At 65.8% G+C, this 18,187-nt stretch carries 16 protein-coding genes; 3 read left to right on the top strand and 13 right to left on the bottom strand.

Annotation, left to right across the window (positions count from 1 at the left end):
• The 8 genes from AC1DIX_RS17700 to AC1DIX_RS17665 form a co-directional block, all read right to left on the bottom strand.
• The coding region (locus AC1DIX_RS17700) for a type IV pilus assembly protein FimV (RefSeq protein WP_477326123.1) at positions 1 to 450 on the bottom strand (450 nt) is incomplete at its 3' end.
• A 271-nt stretch (positions 451 to 721) separates the two neighbouring features.
• Complete coding sequence (gene asd / locus AC1DIX_RS17695) at positions 722 to 1,846, bottom strand: aspartate-semialdehyde dehydrogenase (protein ID WP_477326121.1); 1,125 nt, start codon at positions 1,844 to 1,846, stop codon at positions 722 to 724.
• Between the two features lie 69 nt (positions 1,847 to 1,915).
• A complete protein-coding gene (gene leuB / locus AC1DIX_RS17690; protein WP_442124943.1) occupies positions 1,916 to 2,986 on the bottom strand; it encodes a 3-isopropylmalate dehydrogenase in 1,071 nt (356 codons plus the stop codon).
• A 12-nt stretch (positions 2,987 to 2,998) separates the two neighbouring features.
• Positions 2,999 to 3,646 (bottom strand): 3-isopropylmalate dehydratase small subunit, encoded by a 648-nt coding sequence (leuD, locus tag AC1DIX_RS17685; RefSeq protein ID WP_442124944.1) that lies wholly within the window; start codon positions 3,644 to 3,646, stop codon positions 2,999 to 3,001.
• Positions 3,647 to 3,716: 70 nt separating this feature from the next.
• A complete protein-coding gene (locus AC1DIX_RS17680) occupies positions 3,717 to 3,839 on the bottom strand; it encodes a lipoprotein (RefSeq protein WP_442124945.1) in 123 nt (40 codons plus the stop codon).
• Between the two features lie 113 nt (positions 3,840 to 3,952).
• On the bottom strand, positions 3,953 to 5,353 hold the full coding sequence (gene leuC, locus AC1DIX_RS17675) for a 3-isopropylmalate dehydratase large subunit (protein ID WP_477253077.1): 1,401 nt from the start codon (positions 5,351 to 5,353) through the stop codon (positions 3,953 to 3,955).
• A 220-nt stretch (positions 5,354 to 5,573) separates the two neighbouring features.
• Positions 5,574 to 7,451: a chemotaxis protein CheA gene (locus tag AC1DIX_RS17670; RefSeq protein ID WP_477326119.1), complete on the bottom strand. Its 1,878-nt coding sequence runs from the start codon at positions 7,449 to 7,451 to the stop codon at positions 5,574 to 5,576.
• Positions 7,451 to 8,335 carry a protein phosphatase CheZ gene (locus AC1DIX_RS17665; protein WP_477326117.1) on the bottom strand — a complete coding sequence of 295 codons (885 nt, stop codon included), beginning with the start codon at positions 8,333 to 8,335 and terminating at the stop codon, positions 7,451 to 7,453. Before AC1DIX_RS17665 ends, AC1DIX_RS17670 begins: the two co-directional genes overlap by 1 nt.
• A gap of 364 nt (positions 8,336 to 8,699) precedes the next feature.
• On the opposite strand from AC1DIX_RS17665, the gene AC1DIX_RS17660 reads away from it, so the two are divergent.
• From AC1DIX_RS17660 to AC1DIX_RS17650, 3 genes are all read left to right on the top strand, one after another.
• On the top strand, positions 8,700 to 9,164 hold the full coding sequence (locus AC1DIX_RS17660) for a universal stress protein (RefSeq protein WP_477326115.1): 465 nt from the start codon (positions 8,700 to 8,702) through the stop codon (positions 9,162 to 9,164).
• 105 nt (positions 9,165 to 9,269) lie between these two features.
• Positions 9,270 to 9,914, top strand: coding sequence for a response regulator (locus tag AC1DIX_RS17655; RefSeq protein WP_442123535.1), 645 nt, complete (start codon positions 9,270 to 9,272; stop codon positions 9,912 to 9,914).
• A 364-nt stretch (positions 9,915 to 10,278) separates the two neighbouring features.
• Positions 10,279 to 11,073, top strand: a complete 795-nt coding sequence (locus AC1DIX_RS17650; protein WP_442123542.1) for a Crp/Fnr family transcriptional regulator — start codon at positions 10,279 to 10,281, stop codon at positions 11,071 to 11,073.
• Between the two features lie 72 nt (positions 11,074 to 11,145).
• Here the strand turns inward: AC1DIX_RS17650 and AC1DIX_RS17645 are convergent, their stop codons facing one another.
• The 5 genes from AC1DIX_RS17645 to AC1DIX_RS17625 form a co-directional block, all read right to left on the bottom strand.
• Positions 11,146 to 12,264: a glycine zipper 2TM domain-containing protein gene (locus AC1DIX_RS17645; RefSeq protein WP_477326113.1), complete on the bottom strand. Its 1,119-nt coding sequence runs from the start codon at positions 12,262 to 12,264 to the stop codon at positions 11,146 to 11,148.
• A 67-nt stretch (positions 12,265 to 12,331) separates the two neighbouring features.
• Positions 12,332 to 13,000, bottom strand: coding sequence for a ligase-associated DNA damage response endonuclease PdeM (gene pdeM, locus AC1DIX_RS17640; protein ID WP_477326111.1), 669 nt, complete (start codon positions 12,998 to 13,000; stop codon positions 12,332 to 12,334).
• A complete protein-coding gene (locus AC1DIX_RS17635; protein ID WP_477326109.1) occupies positions 12,997 to 15,492 on the bottom strand; it encodes a ligase-associated DNA damage response DEXH box helicase in 2,496 nt (831 codons plus the stop codon). The genes pdeM and AC1DIX_RS17635 overlap by 4 nt, the downstream gene beginning before the upstream one ends.
• Complete coding sequence (locus tag AC1DIX_RS17630) at positions 15,489 to 17,120, bottom strand: ATP-dependent DNA ligase (protein ID WP_477326107.1); 1,632 nt, start codon at positions 17,118 to 17,120, stop codon at positions 15,489 to 15,491. The genes AC1DIX_RS17635 and AC1DIX_RS17630 overlap by 4 nt, the downstream gene beginning before the upstream one ends.
• The gene (locus tag AC1DIX_RS17625) at positions 17,113 to 18,180 is read right to left on the bottom strand and encodes a ligase-associated DNA damage response exonuclease (RefSeq protein ID WP_477326105.1); all 1,068 of its coding nucleotides are present in this window, start codon (positions 18,178 to 18,180) and stop codon (positions 17,113 to 17,115) included. The genes AC1DIX_RS17630 and AC1DIX_RS17625 overlap by 8 nt, the downstream gene beginning before the upstream one ends.
• Positions 18,181 to 18,187: the final 7 nt, after the last annotated feature.

The raw sequence follows: 18,187 nt of genomic DNA, 5'->3' as shown, positions 1-18,187 counted from the left end.
CACCTGGGCCGACTGGGTCGCGCGCAGCTCGGCCGGGTCGAGCAGGAAGGTGTACTCGCGCACCAGGCGGCCGTTATTCCAGCTCAGCTCCAGCAGCATGTCGACGAAGGGCTCGTTCAGCGGCTGGCTCGAACTCACGCGGATGAACTGGCGGCCGTTGCGCTGCTCGACCGCGAATCGCAGCGACAGCAGGGCCGGATTGAATTCGATGTTCGCGGCACGGAAGGCATCGGGCGAGGCCAGCTTGGCCACCAGTCCCGACGCCTCGTCGCTGGACACCGCCGTCAACTCGATTTCGGCACRCAGGGGCTGGCCGAGCGCGGACAGCACGGTGAGTTTGCCGAGGCCTGCCGCGTGCGCGGCCGAGCTCAGCACCAACGCACTGGCGACCGCCGCGGTGAGCTTCTTCAGCGCGGACGACTTCATCGAGGGACGGTTAGTGGAATGCATAATTCGACTGAGTGAGTTGAGCGGGCCGCAAAAGTTGCCCGGAGGTCACAGCAACATAGCATCATGCATTATGGCATGCAAGCTCTGCGGGAGGAAACATTCACGGCCCCTGAGATATGTAGACGCTCTATTCACGCAACTGATGTTTTTTGGGTCAAACCATGACATTTCGTTAGCACCTCTTGCAATGGAGACTACAACGAAAAAGGCGGCCGAAGCCGCCTTGTCGTGAGCGGCCGAAACCGCCCTATTCTACCCGCGCCGGCCGGAATTACTTGTCCAGCACGATACGCAGCATGCGGCGCAGCGGTTCGGCCGCGCCCCACAGCAGCTGGTCGCCGACGGTGAAGGCCGAAATGTATTCCGGACCCATCGACATCTTGCGCACGCGGCCGACCGGGATGGTCAGGCTGCCGGTGACGGCGGCCGGGGTCAGGTCGCGCATCGAGGCTTCGCGGGTGTTCGGCACGAACTTCACCCACTGGTTGTCGCCCGCGATGATGTCGTTGATCTCGTCCAGCGGCACGTCCTTCTTCAGCTTGATGGTCAGTGCCTGCGAGTGGCAGCGCATCGCGCCGATGCGGACGCACAGGCCGTCCACCGGAATGACGTTGCCCGATGCCTGGGTGCGGCCGAGGATCTTGTTGGTCTCGGCGCCGCCCTTCCACTCTTCCTTCGACTGGCCGTTGCCCAGGTCCTTGTCGATCCAGGGGATCAGGTTGCCGCCCAGCGGCACGCCGAACTGCCTGGTCTCTTCCGCCGACATGCCATGCTGGGTTGCCAGCACGGTGCGGTCGATCTCGAGGATGGCCGAGGCCGGATCGTCGAGCAGGTTTTTCACCGCGCCGTTGATGGTGCCGAACTGGGTCAGCAGTTCGCGCATGTGCTGGGCGCCGCCGCCCGATGCCGCCTGGTAGGTCATGGAGGTCATCCAGTCGACCAGGTCGTTCTTGAACAGGCCGCCCAGGCCCATCAGCATGCAGGACACGGTGCAGTTACCGCCGACGAAATTCTTCACGCCGCGCGTCATCGCATCCTTGATGACGTTCAGGTTGACCGGGTCGAGCACGATGACGGCGTCGTCGTTCATGCGCAGGGTCGAGGCGGCGTCGATCCAGTAGCCGTTCCAGCCGGCTGCGCGCAGCTGCGGGAAGACTTCGGTGGTGTAGTCGCCGCCCTGGCACGAGATGATGATCTCGCACTTCGACAGCTCGGCAATGTCGGTGGCGCTCTTCAGTTTGGTCTCGTTCTTCGCCATGGCCGGCGCTGCGCCGCCCGGGTTCGAGGTAGTGAAGAACACCGGCTCGATGTGGTCGAAATCGCCTTCGTCCTGCATGCGCTTCATGAGGACCGAGCCGACCATGCCGCGCCAACCAACCAGACCAACTAGTTTCATTTCCATTTCCTCTTCATCTGTGTTGTCGTGGACTCGCGGAGCCCACGATGAATATCGATTAACGCCGAATCACCCCAGCGCGTTGACCACCGCATCGCCCATCTGTTCGGTACCGACACGGGTCGTGCCTTCCTCGAAGATGTCGGGCGTGCGCAGGCCCTGGGCCAGCACGGCCTTGACCGCATTCTCGATGCGGTCCGCCTGTTCCGGTTTGCCGAGCGAATAGCGCAGCATCATCGCGCTTGAGAGGATCGTCGCCAGCGGATTCGCGATGCCCTTGCCGGCGATGTCGGGCGCCGAGCCGTGCGAAGGCTCGTACAGGCCCTTGTTGTTCGCATCCAGCGACGCCGAGGGCAGCATGCCGATCGAGCCGGTCAGCATCGCGGCCGCGTCCGACAGGATGTCGCCGAACATATTGCCGGTGACGATGACGTCGAACTTCTTCGGCGCGCGCACCAGCTGCATCGCGGCGTTATCGACGTACATGTGTTCGAGTTCGACGTCCTGGTAGTCCTTGTGCACCTCGGTGACGATGTCGCGCCAGAACTGGAAGGTCTCCAGGACGTTGGCCTTGTCGACGCTGGTCACGCGCGAGCCGCGCTTGCGGGCGGCCTGGAAGGCGACGTGGGCGATGCGGCGGATCTCGCCTTCCGCATAGCGCATGGTGTCGAAGCCTTCGCGCTGGCCCGCGAAGGGACCGTCCGGGCACTCGCGCACGCCGCGCGGCTTGCCGAAGTAGATGTCGCCGGTCAGCTCGCGGATGATCAGGATGTCCAGGCCGGACACGACTTCCGGCTTCAGGGTCGAGGCGCCCGCCAGTTCCGGATACAGGATCGCCGGACGCAGGTTGGCGAACAGGCCGAGTTCCTTGCGCAGGCCGAGGATGGCCTGTTCCGGACGCAGCGCGCGCTCCAGGCTGTCATACTTGTAGTCGCCGACGGCGCCGAACAGCACCGCGTCGGCGGCCTTGGCGAGCGCCAGGGTGGCGGGCGGCAGCGGATGGCCGTGGGCCGCGTAGCCGGCGCCGCCGACTTCCGCGCTTTCCAGCTCGAAGCGCTCGTCCAGCGCGTTCAGGACCTTGACCGCCTGGGCCGTGATCTCGGGACCGATGCCGTCGCCCGGCAGGATTGCAATCTTCATGTGATTCCTTGCTTAGATCGTGTTGGCGAGCCAGGGCTGGGCGCGCAGATGACGCTCCTCGAAAGCGCGGATCTCGTCGGCGTGGCGCAGGGTCAGGCCGATGTCGTCCAGGCCGTTCAGCAGGCAGTACTTGCGGAACTCGTCGATCGCGAACTCGAAGGCCAGCTTGCCGTCCGGCGTGCGGATCACCTGCTGCTCGAGGTCGACCACCAGCTTGAAGCCGGGGAAGGCCTTCACCTCATTGAACAGGTGGTCGACCTGCTGTTCGTTCAGCACGATCGGCAGCAGGCCGCTCTTGTAGCAGTTGTTGAAGAAGATGTCGGCGAAGCTCGGTGCAACGATGGCGCGGAAGCCGAACTGCTGCAAGGCCCAGGGCGCATGCTCGCGCGAGGAGCCGCAGCCGAAGTTCTTGCGGGCCAGCAGGATGGAGGCACCCTGGTAGCGCGGCTGGTTCAGCACGAAGTCCGGATTCAGCGGACGCGTCGAATTGTCCATGCCCGGCTCGCCATGGTCCAGGTAACGCCACTCGTCGAACAGGTTGGGGCCGAAGCCGGTGCGGCGGATCGACTTGAGGAACTGCTTGGGGATGATGGCGTCGGTGTCGACGTTGGCGCGGTCGAGAGGCGCCACCAGTCCTTCTTGTACGATAAATTTTTCCATGGTCTGCTTCCAACTGCTAGTCAGCGGGGTCAGAGCACAAGCGGGAAATTCGTGCTCTGACCCCGATAAGTTATTTTCCGCCCGCGCCAGTAATCACCTGGCCAACCTTCTGCACGTCCTTGCCGACGCCGGAGATGGTATTGCAGCCAGTGACAACGAATGCGATGAGTGCGAGAGCGAGTACTTTTTTCATGGTATCCCTAGATTGATGGTCATGATCCAGCCAGGATGATCGACCCCGGCCGGTTTGATTACGGTTCGTTTGCGGCGCTTATGGCGCCTGGGGTCAGCAACTGACCCCGATTATCAGGTCTTGCGCACGTCGACGAAGTGGCCGGCAATCCCCGCCGCCGCCGCCATCGCCGGCGACACCAGGTGGGTACGTCCGCCCTGCCCTTGCCGTCCTTCGAAGTTGCGGTTCGAGGTCGAGGCGCAGCGCTCGCCCGGATCGAGGCGGTCGGCGTTCATGGCCAGGCACATCGAGCAGCCCGGCTCGCGCCATTCGAAGCCGGCGGCCTTGAAGATCTTGTCGAGGCCTTCGCGCTCGGCCTGTTCCTTCACCAGGCCGGAACCCGGCACCACCATCGCCAGCTTGACGTTGGAGGCGCGCTGGCGGCCGCGCACGACGGCGGCGGCGGCGCGCAGGTCCTCGATGCGCGAGTTGGTGCAGGAACCGATGAACACCTTGTCGATGCGGATGTCTTCGATCGGCGTATTCGGCTTGAGGTCCATGTAGACCAGCGCCTTTTCCATCGCGTCGCGCTTGACCGGATCGCGTTCCTTGTCCGGATCGGGCACGCGGCCGTCGACCGTCGTGACCATCTCGGGCGAGGTGCCCCAGGTGACCTGCGGGCGGATCTCGGCCGCGTTGAGGGTCACGACCATGTCGAACTTCGCGCCCGGGTCGGTGTGCAGGGTGCGCCAGTAGGCGACCGCCTGTTCCCACTGCGGGCCGACGGGCGCGAACGGGCGGCCCTTGACGTAGTCGATGGTGGTGTCGTCGACCGCCACCATGCCGGCGCGCGCGCCCGCTTCGATCGCCATGTTACAGACCGTCATCCGGCCTTCCATCGACAGCGAGCGGATGGTCGAGCCGGCGAACTCGATCGCGTAGCCGGTGCCGCCGGCGGTGCCGATCTTGCCGATCACGGCCAGCACGATGTCCTTGGCGGTGACGCCGGCCGGCAGCACGCCGTCGACCTGCACCAGCATGGACTTCGACTTCTTCGCCAGCAGGGTCTGCGTGGCCATCACGTGTTCGACTTCGGAGGTGCCGATGCCGTGCGCCAGGCAGCCGAAGGCGCCGTGGGTCGAGGTGTGCGAGTCGCCGCAGACCACGGTCATGCCGGGCAGCGTGGCGCCCTGCTCCGGGCCGATCACGTGGACGATGCCCTGGCGCTTGTCGTTCATGTTGAAGTAGGTGACGCCGAAGGCCTTCGCATTGCTGTCGAGGGTCTCGACCTGCAGGCGCGAGGTCGGGTCCGCGATGCCGTGGCTGCGGTCGGTGGTCGGCACGTTATGGTCGGCTACGGCAAGGTTGGCGGAGGTGCGCCATAGCGGGCGATCCGCCACGCGCAGGCCTTCGAAGGCTTGCGGGCTGGTCACTTCGTGAACCAGATGACGGTCGATATAGAGCACGGTGGTGCCGTCCGCGTCGGCACGCACGACGTGCGAATCCCAGAGTTTGTCGTAGAGCGTCTTTAACATGATTTCAATCGCTACCTATCCACTTGAACAACCGCCTTATGCGGGCATGGTCTTTGATTATGCCATATTTGTGCAGTGCGTCAGCCCGGGCACCAGCAAGATTATTTCAACCGGCTCATCCGCATGCAAATTTTATTTGTAGCAAATAGCATGTTTGCAAATAAAAAAAGCCTGCGCAGAGTATGCGCAGGCTTTTCTTGGCTTTGTTTTCGTGTTGCTTTTATGCAGCCAGGCGCACGCTGGAACGGCAGCCGTCCATCAGGAAGGACAGGCCCACGACCAGCACCAGCGAACCCTCGGCGGAGCGCGCGGTACCGGTGATGCCCTCGACGTGCAGGGCCGTCATCGGCTTGATCACCAGGTCGGCCGTGCCGTCCACCGCTTCCACCGCGATGATGTAGGGCTGGGGCGCGTTGATGACGATGCCGACGCGCTCCGAGCACTCCTCGTAGCCCAGCGAGGCCGCCAGCGAGCGCACCGGCAGCGGACGGCCCTGGTCCTTCAGCACCGGGGCGCCGCCGACCTGCATGAAGGTCTCCGGCAGCTCGACCACGCGCTCGACCACCGCCATCGGCAGGGCCAGCTGGGCGCCCGAGGTCGACACCAGCATGGTCGGCACGATCGACAGCTCGATCGGCAGGCGGATCGAAAATTTCGTGCCGGCGCCGAGCCTGGAATCGATGCGGATCGCGCCGCGGTTCTTCTCGACCGCGGTCTTGACCACGTCCATGCCGACGCCGCGGCCCGACACCGACGACGCCACTTCCTTGGTCGAGAAGCCCGGCAGGAACACCAGCTGGTAGGCCTCGTCGTCCGAGGTCGCCTGGTGCTCGGTGATCAGGCCCTTCTCCATCGCCTTCTTGCGCAGCCTGGACGGATCCATGCCGCGGCCGTCGTCTTGCAGCACGATCATGACGCTGTTGGCTTCCTGCCAGGCTTTCAGCAGGATGTAGGCCTTGGCCGGCTTGCCCGAGGCGACGCGGTCTTCCGGACCTTCGACGCCATGGTCCAGCGCATTGCGCAGCATGTGCACCAGCGGATCGTAGAGGCTGTCCACCACCACGCGGTCGACTTCGGTCTCGGCGCCTTCGATGGTCAGCTCGACTTCCTTGCCCAGGTCCTTGGCCAGCTCGCGTACCAGGCGCGGGAACTTCTGGAACAGGCGGCCCACCGGCTGCATGCGGGTCGCCAGCGTGGCGCGCTGCAGCTCGGCCGAATAGCGCGAGGCGCGCTCCAGGGTCTCGGTCAGGGTCGCCATCAGCGTGGCGGCCTGGCCTTCGAACTTGAACTGCGACAGGCGCTCGAGCAGCACGGCGGCCTGGTTCGCGGCCTGCACCGATTCGCCCGCCACTTCCAGCAGCGCGTCCAGCTTGACCGCGTCGATACGGATGCTTTCGTCGGCCTTGGCGGCGGTGTTTTGCGCCGGCTTGTCGCCGCCACGGCGTTCGATGCCGTCCCAGCCGGACTTGGCCGGGGCGGCTTCGGCCTCGGCTGCCGGAGCCGCCACCGCCACCGCGTTTGCGGCGGCCGGCGCCGATTCCTGGCCCGCAGCCGGGGTGCAGGTGCCCGGCGGCACGACCGCCATGTACATGGCTTCCCAGTCCAGGCCGTCCTCGCCGATCGCGGCGGCGGCTGCCGGCGCGGCGGCCACCACCACCGGGGCTGCGGCCGGCGCCGGCGCAGCGGCGGGCGCCGGCGCGGCCTTCGGCGCATCCATGCCGGCGATCGCATCCTTCAGCATGCGCTCGAGGTCGGCCGGCATCGAGGCCAGCTGTTCCGGCGGCGTGCCGTTGTTCAGGTCGTTGAGCTGGTCGGCGACGAAGCCCGATGCCTGCAGCGACGCCTCGATGGCCGACGGCGTGACCGGCGCGGCGCCGGTGCGCAGCGCGTCGAACAGGTTCTCGGTCAGGTGGCAGGCGGTCACCAGCGCGGGCAGTCCCATGAAGCCCGCGCCACCCTTGATGGTGTGGAACGAACGGAACACCGCGTTCAGCGTTTCCTTGTTATCCGGATCGCGTTCGAGGAGGAGCAGGTGCTCTTCGACGTTGGTCGACAGATCCAGCGCCTCGACGACGAAATCCTTGAGCATCTCATCCATTAGAATCCCAGATCGGCAAGAAGATCATCGACACTATCCTGGTCCAGCGCGGCGGACGGCACCGACGGACCCTGCATCAGTTCCGCGGGCTTTTCCTGTTCCTGGGCGGCCTGCTTCTGCGCCAGCTTTTCCTTGACGTCGGCCGGCGCGCTGTCGCGCAGCAGCTGCGCCAGCTCGTTCTCGACGGTCTGCGTGATCTTGACCACCTTCTTGATCAGCTGGCCGGTGATGTCCTGGAAGTCCTGCGCCATCATGATCTCGAGCAGGCGCGCCTTCTCGGCCTCGGTGGCTTCCGACACCGCCTGGGCGAAGCCGCGCGAATCGCCGGCCAGCGCCTTGAACTGCTCGATCGACAGCTTGCCCGCGAACAGGTCGGCCCAGCGGCCTTCCATGTCCTTGGCCTGCTTGGACAGCTGGTCCTGGGCCGGCATGCCGTCGTCCAGGGTGTTCAGCACCTTGTTGGCGGCCTGCTCGGTCAGGCTCGCGACATATTCCAGGCGGTCCTGGGCGTCGACGATCTGGGACGAAGCCTCGGTGAGCGCCTTGTCGTAGCCGAGCTCGCGCAGCGAGTCGTGCATGATGCGCACGATGCTGCCGAGACGGGCGTACATCACCTGGCCATCCGGGTCGTCGGCGCCTTCATGGCCGGTCGCCGCGCTTGCGGCGGCTGCGGCGGGGGCTGCGGGGGCGGCCACGGGGGGCGCGGCGGCCGGCGCGGAGCTCGAGGCGACCTGGTCGAACAGGGCCTCGAGGTCGTCGTCGTCCCCACTGTCGCCGCCGGCGGCCGGTTCGGGCGCCGGAGCCGGTGCGGGAGCGGGCGCGCTGGCTCGTTGCGCTGCCACTTCCTCGAATAATGCGTCGAAATCGTCAGCGGCGTCGGTCATAGTCCCTGCTTCTCCATAATGTGTAAATGTCGCGATGATCTGTACTGTGCTTGCTGCCGTCGATACTGACGGTCTGGGGTATTGCACGAGTGTAGCAGTGTGGTTGCCGTAGGTAAATCTCGGAACAGGGAGCGTTGTCGATTGGGATCGTAAACTTAGTTCCGCGACAATTATTTCCACCAGTTTCTGAATATTTTCACAAAGCAAGTGTTGTATTTTTTTATCGCACGGCCTTTTGTGACATTCGTTGTTTTCGCGCAGGCAAGCGAACATATCGCTGAGCAAGATCAAGCATTTACCATCTGCTAAGGATGAAAACGAGGACTACAATATAGAGGTAACGTGACGTGAGGGAGGACTCACCATGTACCAGAAAATTCTGATCACCACCGACGGTTCCGCGGTGTCCCAGCACACCGMCTGCGCCGGCGTACAGTTCGCGCAACAGATGGGCGCCGAAGTGCTGGCGCTGTTCGTCGCGCCCGAGTACCAGTACCCCGTGTATGTCGAAATCATCCCGCCGTCCTACCCCAGCGAAGAGGAATACATCGCGCAGATGCGGCGCATGGGCGAGGAATACATGGGCAAGATCATGCGCTCGTGCGATACCTGCGGGCTGAAGCACTCCTGCATGACCGCGTTCTCGGACTCGGCCGCGTTGAAGATCGTCGACGTGGCAGAACAACAACACTGCGACCTGATCTTCATGGGTTCGCACGGCCGCAGCGGCTGGGGCCAGTTGCTGCTGGGCAGCGTAACAAACAAGGTTCTGTCCCAGACCAGCAAGCCGGTACTGGTACACCGCCTGATCCGCGAGCCGGGCACCTGAGCCATCTCCCCAGGGAATGGACTTATTCCAAAAATAATACTGTTTGTTATCTTGCAATGTGGTAGCGTGGCAACCGCATCCGTATTGCACTCACAGGAAAGCCCCATGATCCGCATAGTCATCGCTGACGACCATACCATCATGCGCGAAGGCCTCAAGCGCATCCTCGACGGCGCGCTCGATATCGAGATCGTCGGCGAGGCCATCAACGGTTTCGAAGTCCTGTCGCTGGTGCGCCAGGGCGGCTTCGACCTGTTGCTGCTGGACCTGTCGATGCCGGGACGCAGCGGCGTCGACCTGATCCGCCAGGTGCGCAGCGAGGCGCCCAAGCTGGCCATCCTGATCCTCACCATGCACGAGGAAGAACAGTATGCGGTGCGCGCGATCCGCGCCGGCGCCCAGGGCTACCTGACCAAGGAAAGCGCCGGCACCCAGCTGGTCGGCGCTATCCGCAAGGTCGCTTCGGGCCGCCCTTATATCAGTACCGAAGTGGCCGAGCAGCTGGCGCTGAACATCATGGCGCCGAACGAGCAGTTGCTGCACAAGCAGCTCTCGGACCGCGAATTCGAGGTGTTTTCCCTGCTCGTCGGCGGCAAGTCGATCACCGAGATCGCCAACAACCTGCACCTGTCCGTGAAGACGGTCAGCACCCACAAGACCCGGATCATGCAGAAGATGGGCATGACCTCGCTGTCCGAGATGGTGCAGTACGCGGTCGCGCACCGCCTGCTGGCGCCCATGAGGGCCTGAGCGCCGACTGAACCACTTTTTGACCCACTGGCCACGCCATTGGTGCCCGTCACCGTCCGCGTGGCGCGCATGAGACGTGCTCTTCCTCATGCCCTTTTTACCCTTCCTCCACTCGGAACCGCAGTCAGGCAGTAAGAAATTTCCTACAGACTGACTCCCCTTCCTACCTACACATTCAGCCGTTGCTGATATGAATGCCGAACTCGTGTTGGCATACTGACTTCCAGCGTTTCGACTTGCTTGCGGTCCATTCTCCGCATTGAGCCGCCTGAAACAGTGTTTCATAAACCTGGAGATGAGTATGCAGTCCCAGCCAATGTCAGAACAACGCACCCCCTCCCCATCGACCCTGCACTCATCACAGATGGAGGCCGGGCGCCAACGCCAGGGTCGCCTGTGGTCCAACCTGAAAGAGGTCTGCGACCTGCTCCATATCCCGGCCGCCGTATCGATGAATTCAGAAGAACTCCTGTTCCAGCACGTACAGTTCAAGACTGGCCAGCGTGTCCACACGATCGGCCAGGCCTTCGACACCCTCTACATCGTCAATTCCGGCTTCCTGAAAACGGTGCTGATCGACGAATTCGGCAACGAACAAGTGCTGAGCTTCCCCATGAAGGGCGACATGCTCGGCGTCGACGGCATCCACACGCGCCATTACGCGTCGGAAGCGGTCGCCCTGTCGGACTGCGACCTGATCCTCGTCCCGTTCAAGAAGCTCACGGCCCTGGGGAGAGTACATGCCGAGCTCGAGAACCTGATGTACGGGGTGATGAGCCGCGAACTGGTGCGCGAACAGGCCATGATCGGCATGCTCGGCGCGCTGTCGGCGGAAGCGCGGGTGGCCCGCTTCCTGATCTCGCTGGCCGAACGCTTTGCCGCGATGGGCTATTCGAGCAAACTGTTCAACCTGCGCATGACGCGTCACGAGATCGGCAGCTATCTCGGCCTCACCCTCGAAACCGTCAGCCGTACGCTGTCGGCCTTCAACGAGATCGGCCTGATCACCGTGGACCAGCGCACCATCGGCATCAAGGATCCGGAAGCGCTCAAGACCCTGCGCCGCCTGCCGCCCTCGCGCTCGCGCGCCAAGCAGAATGCCAAGCACAAGGCGGACGCCGAATCCTCGGGCGACGGCCAGGTGCTGGCCGCGGTCTGAAGCCCTGGCAATCCCGCCGAAAAAAAGCCGGCTCACGCGGAGCCGGCTTTGTCGTTTCCGGCGTGAGTGCGATCAATCCCGCGTCAGCACGCCATCCGTCACACGTACCTGCTCGCCGGCGCGGAAGCCCGGGTCGTTATCGTAGCGGATAGACTGGGTCGCGCCATTTTCGTAGCGCACCACCACCTCGTAGCGCGGGGCGCGGGCATTGCGCTCGACCGCCCGTCCGGCGATCGCACCGCCGACCGCGCCGGCCACCGTCGCCGCCGTGCGTCCGCTGCCGCTGCCGACCTGGTTGCCCAGCAGGCCGCCGACCGCGGCGCCGCCCAGGGTGCCGGCCGCGCCGGCTTCGCCCTGGATCACGTTCACCGATTCCACCGTCGCGCAATTGGTGCAGTAGCGCGCCACGCGCTGGCTGTCGCCGGAACGGCGATCCTCGCGGCGGTCGTCCATGCGGTCGTCGCGGATGCGGCCGCCTGCCAGCAGCGGCTGGCCCAGGGTCGCGGTCGAGTAACGGCCGTTGGCGCGGATGGTCGCGGTCACGGATGCGTCCGGCGCGATATTGTCGCCACGGCGGATCGTGTACAGGCCGGCGTACTCGCCCGGACGCACTTCTGGCAGGGTGAAGATGCCCTTGGTGCCGGCGATCTGGACCTCGACCTTGGCGCCCGGGGTGCCGACCACGGTGAACTTCAGCTCGTTGCCGGGCCCGAGGTCGTCGCTGCCGCGCACGTCGAAGGTGCGGACCACAGGGGCCACCGCCATCTCGCGGTCGCCGGGAGACACACGGTCCGGCACGCGCACGATGGTCGCGGCCAGCGCCTGGGTCCTGACCATGCCGTTCACGCGCAGGTTGGCGGTGATCGAGCTGTCCGGACGGATGCGGTCGTGCACGCCGATCGTGTAGGTGCCCTGGTAGGTGCCGGGGCGGGTTTCGGTCAGGTTCAGGTTGCGGGTGGCGCCGTCGATGCGCACGGTGGCGCTGCCGCCCGGCGTGCCGTAGACCTCGAAGTTCAGCTCGGCGCCAGGCTCGATGCGGCGCAGCTCGTTGACGTTGAAGCCTTCGATGCGCGGCTCCATCGCGCGGGCCCGCGGATGGTCCTGGGCCTGCACGGGAACCGGTACCGCAGCCGTGAAGAGAGGGAGCGCGGCAACCACTGCCGCGGCCAGTGTCTGTCGGGTTGTTGCCATGATGTCCTCCAGCGCGCAAATTATCAATATGCCCAGCTTACGCCGCACGCGACAGTGGCTCGGTGCGCTAACGAACGCTGTGCACGGCCTCGCCTGAGCTGACCCAGACACGCTCATCCGGCGCCGGACGCATCGCATGCCCGCCGGTAAATGCCCCAAAGGAAGGAAGAATCATGCGGCGCGGCCCGGCGATAAAACAGGGCAGGCGCAGGGCATCGAAACGCGTCGCCAGCACATACACCGGATGCACGTGGCCGGCCAGCACATAGCCGGGCGCATCGATGTCGGGATGGTGGCAGAAGGAGAACGGCCCGACGGTATAAGGTTCGTCGACGAGGTCGATGCCGAGCTGGGCGGCCGGATCGCCGGCATGCCTGTCATGGTTGCCCCGCACCAGGGTCAGCACCAGTTCGCAACGGCGGCGGCGCCAGGCCAGCATCGCCGCCTGCGTACTGGCCGCGTGGGCCGCGCGCGCATGCAGGAAGTCGCCGAGGAAGAGCACGTGCCGGGCGCCGGTCAGTTCGACCAGCTCGTCGAGGGCATGCAGGTTCTCGCTGGTGGTCCCGCGCGGCACCGGGATGCCCAGGGAGCGGAATGCCGCCGCCTTGCCGAAGTGGATGTCGGCGATGATCAGCATGCGCTCGCGCGGCCAGAACGCGGCCTTCTGGGCCAGCAGGACCAGCTGCTCGCCTTTCAACTCGAGCGCCAGCGCGCCCGCTATCGGCGTCGCATTCATGCCGCGGCCGCCTTTTCCAGTTCGCGCACCATGCGCGCCACGCGATCGGACAGCTTCTCGGTCGAGACCTTTTCGCGAAAGCGCTCCACCATCAGCGGGAAGCCGAATGGCGTGGCGCGTTTGACTTCATGGAAAGCGATGCGGCGCGCGTGCAATTCGAGCAGGGTGTCGCGCAGGCGGGTCAGCTCGAGTTCCTGCTCGAGCACCTCGCGCTCGGCCTGGGTCAGCAGCAGGTTGGCGCTGTCGTGCTTGCGGAAGACTTCGAAGAACAGCGAGGACGAGGCCTGCACCTGGCGCATCGATTTATGCTGACCCGGATAACCCTGGAACACCAGGCCGGCGATGCGCGCCACTTCGCGGAAGCGCTGCTGCGACAGCTGGGTCGCGTTCAGGGATTCCAGCACGTCTTCCAGCAGGCGGCCGGTATCGAACAGGCCGACACCCGCGCCGGTCTCCGCCGCAAACATGCCGGCCCAGTCGACCGGCTCCGGCGACAGCAATTCGAAACCGTAGTCGTTGACGGCCACCGAGAAGGTCGACGGCCTCATGCGCCCGACGCGGAAGGCCAGCAGCGAGGCCAGCCCCGTGTGCACGGAGCGCCCGGCAAAGGCGTACACGAACAAGTGGAATCCTTCCCTGCTTTTCATGCTCTCGACCACCAGCACGTCGCTGCTGGGCAGGGCCGACCAGCGTTGCTGGATTTCCAGCAGCGGCCGCAGCGCCCGCATCTCCGGGCCTTCGTAAGTGCCCCCGGCGGCCAGGCGCAGCTCTTCCAGCGCGGCGTGGGCCAGCTCGGAACTGAGCGGCATCTTGGTGCCGTTCCAGCGGCTGATCGCACCTTTCGTGCTCGTGCTGCGCTTCACGTAGGCCGTCATCTCGTGCACCCGCACCAGTTCCAGGATGCGGCCGCTGAACAGGAAGTGGTCACCCGGCTTCAGGCGCCCGATGAAGGATTCCTCGACGCTGCCGATCCGTCCGCCGCTCATGTACTTCACCTGCATCTGCGCATCCGAGACGATGGTACCGATGCTCATCCGGTGGCGGCGGCCGATGGTGGCGTCGGGCACCCGGTAGACGCCCTCCTCGTCCGGCAGCACGCGCCGGTACTCGGGATACACCGACAGGCTCGCACCGCCATGCGCGACGAAGTCCAGCGCCCACTGCCACTCTTGCTTCGTGAGCTTGCGGTAGGACCACGCGCTCGTCACTTCCTCGTACAGCTCGTCGGAGCGGAAACCGCCGCCCAGCGCCACCGTCACCAGGTGCTGCACCAGAACGTCGAAGGGCTTGTTGGGCACCAGCCTGGCCTCGATGCGGCGGGTGGCGACGGCGCGCTTTGCACCGGCCGCTTCCAGCAGCTCCAGGCTGTTGGTCGGCACCAGGGTGACGCGCGAGATCCGCCCCGGCGCGTGGCCGCTGCGCCCGGCCCGCTGCAGCAGCCGTGCGATGCCCTTGGCGCTGCCGATCTGCAGCACGCGTTCGACCGGCAGGAAGTCCACACCCAGGTCCAGGCTGGCGGTGCAGACCACGGCCTTCAGCTCGCCGCGTTTCAGGCCGCCCTCGACCCATTCCCTGACCTCGCGGTCGAGCGAACCGTGGTGCAGCGCCACCAGGCCGGCCCAGTCGGGACGGGCCTCGATCAGGTTCTGGTACCACACCTCGGACTGCGAGCGGGTGTTGGTGAAGACCAGCGTGGCCTCGTGCTTCTCGATCTCGTCAATCACTGGCTGCAGCATTTGCAGGCCCAGGTGGCCGCCCCAGGGAAAGCGCGAGACGTTTTCCGGGATCAGGCAGTCGACCACGATCTGTTTTTTCAGGTCGCCCTCCACGAGCACCCCCGCCGCCTCGTCCGCATCGGTCCCCAGCAGCACATGGCGCGCCTCCTGCAGGTTGCCCATGGTCGCCGACAACCCCCACACGACCAGCTCCGGATTCCAGCGCCGCAGCCGCGCCAGCGCCAGCTGCACCTGCACCCCGCGCTTGCTGCCCATCAGTTCGTGCCACTCGTCGATGATGATCATGTCGAGGTGCTTGAACTGCTCGCGCGCGGCCGCGTGCGAGAGCAGCAGCGACAGCGATTCCGGCGTCGTGATCAGGGCCCCCGGCAGGCTTTTCGATTGACGCGCGCGCTCGGCGGAGCCGGTGTCGCCGGTGCGCGCCCCCAGGGTCCAGGCGCCGATCGCTTCCGGGCTGGCCGCGCCCAGCTCGGCGGCGGAGATCTCCAGCGAGCGCTGGGTATCTGCCGCCAGCGCGCGCATCGGCGTGATCCACAATACGCGCAGGCCAGTGCGGTCGCGGCGCGAGCGCTTCGCTCCGCGCAACATGGCGGCGAACCACACGGCATAGGTCTTGCCGGCGCCCGTGTTCGCGTGCAGCAGGCCGGACTGGCCGGCCAGCGCGGCCTTCCATACGGCGCGCTGGAAGGGGAAGATGCGCCAGCCGCGCGCCGCGAACCAGGCATCGACGGCCTGCTCTGCCTGCGACTTGCTCATGGCGACGCTGCTTGCAGCAGCCCCTTGAGCGTATCGAGGGTATCCGCCTCTTCGACCGCCTTGTCGTCCCGCCGGCGCAGGATGCGCGGGAAGCGCACCGCGATGCCCGCCTTGTGGCGCGGCGACAGCGCGATGCCTTCGAAGCCCAGCTCGAACACCATGGTCGGCTTGACGGAACGCACCGGCCCGAACTTCTCGACCGTGGTGCGGCGGATGGTGGCGTCGACCTGGCGGATCTCGGCATCGGTCAGCCCGGAATAGGCTTTCGCGAAGGGCACCAGCCGGCGCTGCTCGCCCTCCCCGTCCCACACGGCGAAGGTGTAGTCGGTATAGAGGGATGCACGGCGGCCGCTGCCCGGCTGGGCGTAGATCAGCACGGCGTCGACGGCATAGGGATCGATCTTCCACTTCCACCACGTACCGACGTCCTTGGTGCGGCCCACGCCGTACCGGGAATTCCTCGCCTTCAGCATCATGCCTTCGACGCCGCGGGCGCGCGACTCTTCGCGCAGGCCGGCCAGGTCGTCCCAGGTATCGGCCGTCACCAGCGGCGAGATGCGCAGCTGCGGTTTGGCGACGCCGGTCACCAGGGTCTCCAGCAGTGCGCGCCGCTCGTGCTGGGGCAGGCTGCGCAGGTCGACGCCGTCCAGTTCCAGCAGATCGTAGGCCAGCAGCACCGCCGGCAGCTCCGCCAGCAACTTGCTGCTCAAGGTCTTGCGCCCGATGCGCTTCTGCAGGTCGGCAAACGGCGCCGGCGCGTCGCCACCGGTCCAGATCAGCACCTCGCCGTCGACCACTGTCCCTTCCGGCAGGCTCAATGCGGCCAGCTCCGGGAAGCGTTCGGTGATCAGGTCCTCGCCGCGCGACCACAGGTAGTTCTGGCCGCCACGCCGCACCAGCTGGGCGCGGATGCCGTCGTACTTCCACTCGACCTGCCAATCGGCCATGTCGCCCAGTTCGCTCGGCTCGCCCTGCAGCTGGTGGGCCAGGAAGAAGGGATAGGGCTGGCCGCCGCGCAGCTTGTGTTCAATCTCGGACTGGGCCGCGATCAGCTGCAGGAAACCGGTCGCGGTCGGGCGCACGCGGCCGTCGGTCCAGCCCATCAGGCGCTGGGCGATCAGCTTGGCGTCGACGGCGGCGATGGCGGCCAGGGCGCGCGTCACCAGCAGCTTCGATACGCCGACCCGGAAACCGCCACCGATCAATTTGACGAACAGGAAGCGCTCCCGCCAGGTCAGCTCGTCCCAGTATTCGAACAGCTTCTCGCGGATGAAGCCGGGGTCGGCGCCGCGCAGCGGGCCGATGCGCTCTTCCATCCACACGGCCAGGCCGACGTCGCTATGGCGCTTCGGCGCCGGCAGGATGTGAGCAATGGTCTCGGCCGTGTCGCCGACCGCCGCATGGCATTCCTCGAACAGCCACTCGTCCAGGCCGGCGTAGGCGATCGCCGCCTCGCGCAGCACCTTGGTCGGCACCGCCTGGCGCGGCTTGCCGCCGGCCAGGAAGTAGACGGCCCAGGCGGCGTTCTCGGGCGCGGCGTGCTCGAAGTAGTCCTGCAGGGCCTCGAGCTTGCGGTTGGTGGCGGTGGTCTCGTCGAGGTCGGCGTAGAGGCGGGCGAATTCACGCATCCTTGGTCTCCTTCTCGCCCTCCTCCGGCGCTGCCGAGCCGCTGGCTTCGTCGTTCGATGACGCGACGTCGGTCGCCTCATCGTCACCGAACTCCGTATCGAAGGCCTTCGCATCCAGCCCGATCTGGCACAGCCAGCGCACCATCACCGGAATCGAGCCATGGGTGACCACCACCTGCTGCGCGCCGGTGGCTTCGATGGCGCTCAACAGACCAGGCCAGTCGGCATGGTCGGACAGCACGAAGCCGCGGTCGACGCCGCGCCGCCGGCGCGCCCCGCGCAGCAGCATCCAGCCGCTGGCAAAGGCATCGGAATAGTCGCCGAAGCGGCGGGTCCAGGTCGAGCCGGCGGCCGATGGCGGCGCCAGCACCAGGGCGCGCTTCATCTCCTCCTTGCCGGTCTCGCTGACCAGCCGGGTATCCGGCAAGGCAATGCCGCCCTCGCGGTAGACGCGGTTCAGCGGCTCGACCGCGCCATGGCAGACGATGGGACCGATCGAGGTATCCAGGCCGGACAGCACGCGCTGGGCCTTGCCGAAGGCATAGGCGTACAGCACGCTGGTGCGGCCTTCCTCCGCGTTGCGGCGCCACCAGCGGTTGATCTCGTCGAAGACTTCCTGCTGCGGGTCCCAGCGGTAGATCGGCAGGCCGAAGGTGGATTCGGTGATGAAGGTATGGCAGCGCACGGCTTCGAACGGCACGCAGGTTTTATCTGGTTCGACCTTGTAGTCGCCGGACGCGACCCAGATTTCTCCCTCATATTCCATCCGCACCTGGGCGGACCCCAGCACGTGGCCGGCCGGGTGCAGCGAGACCGTCACACCCTTGTGCACGATGCGTTCGCCGTAGGCCAGGCCGTCGATATCGATGTCGGCGCCCAGGCGCGACTTCAGGATGTTCACGCTCTGGCCGGATGCTAGGTAGTGCTTGTGCCCCCAGCGCGCATGGTCGCCGTGTGCATGGGTGATGACGGCGCGGTCCACCGGCCGCCAGGGGTCGATGTAGAAATCGCCTGGTACACAGTACAGGCCCTCCTTCCTTACGACGACCATGTCCGTCATGTGATCC

The sequence above is a fragment of the Massilia sp. 05N420 genome (genome assembly GCF_056397205.1).
This window is presented reverse-complemented; position numbering and strand designations above follow the sequence as displayed.

What these genes read in the sequence shown, in the direction of transcription:
- asd (WP_477326121.1), bottom strand. Translation starts at nt 1,846, where the DNA reads ATGAAACTAGTTGGTCTGGTTGGTTGGCGCGGCATGGTCGGCTCGGTC.
- leuB (WP_442124943.1), bottom strand. Translation starts at nt 2,986, where the DNA reads ATGAAGATTGCAATCCTGCCGGGCGACGGCATCGGTCCCGAGATCACG.
- leuD (WP_442124944.1), bottom strand. Translation starts at nt 3,646, where the DNA reads ATGGAAAAATTTATCGTACAAGAAGGACTGGTGGCGCCTCTCGACCGC.
- AC1DIX_RS17680 (WP_442124945.1), bottom strand. Translation starts at nt 3,839, where the DNA reads ATGAAAAAAGTACTCGCTCTCGCACTCATCGCATTCGTTGTCACTGGC.
- leuC (WP_477253077.1), bottom strand. Translation starts at nt 5,353, where the DNA reads ATGTTAAAGACGCTCTACGACAAACTCTGGGATTCGCACGTCGTGCGT.
- AC1DIX_RS17670 (WP_477326119.1), bottom strand. Translation starts at nt 7,451, where the DNA reads ATGGATGAGATGCTCAAGGATTTCGTCGTCGAGGCGCTGGATCTGTCG.
- AC1DIX_RS17665 (WP_477326117.1), bottom strand. Translation starts at nt 8,335, where the DNA reads ATGACCGACGCCGCTGACGATTTCGACGCATTATTCGAGGAAGTGGCA.
- AC1DIX_RS17655 (WP_442123535.1), top strand. Translation starts at nt 9,270, where the DNA reads ATGATCCGCATAGTCATCGCTGACGACCATACCATCATGCGCGAAGGC.
- AC1DIX_RS17650 (WP_442123542.1), top strand. Translation starts at nt 10,279, where the DNA reads ATGGAGGCCGGGCGCCAACGCCAGGGTCGCCTGTGGTCCAACCTGAAA.
- AC1DIX_RS17645 (WP_477326113.1), bottom strand. Translation starts at nt 12,264, where the DNA reads ATGGCAACAACCCGACAGACACTGGCCGCGGCAGTGGTTGCCGCGCTC.
- pdeM (WP_477326111.1), bottom strand. Translation starts at nt 13,000, where the DNA reads ATGAATGCGACGCCGATAGCGGGCGCGCTGGCGCTCGAGTTGAAAGGC.
- AC1DIX_RS17635 (WP_477326109.1), bottom strand. Translation starts at nt 15,492, where the DNA reads ATGAGCAAGTCGCAGGCAGAGCAGGCCGTCGATGCCTGGTTCGCGGCG.
- AC1DIX_RS17630 (WP_477326107.1), bottom strand. Translation starts at nt 17,120, where the DNA reads ATGCGTGAATTCGCCCGCCTCTACGCCGACCTCGACGAGACCACCGCC.
- AC1DIX_RS17625 (WP_477326105.1), bottom strand. Translation starts at nt 18,180, where the DNA reads ATGACGGACATGGTCGTCGTAAGGAAGGAGGGCCTGTACTGTGTACCA.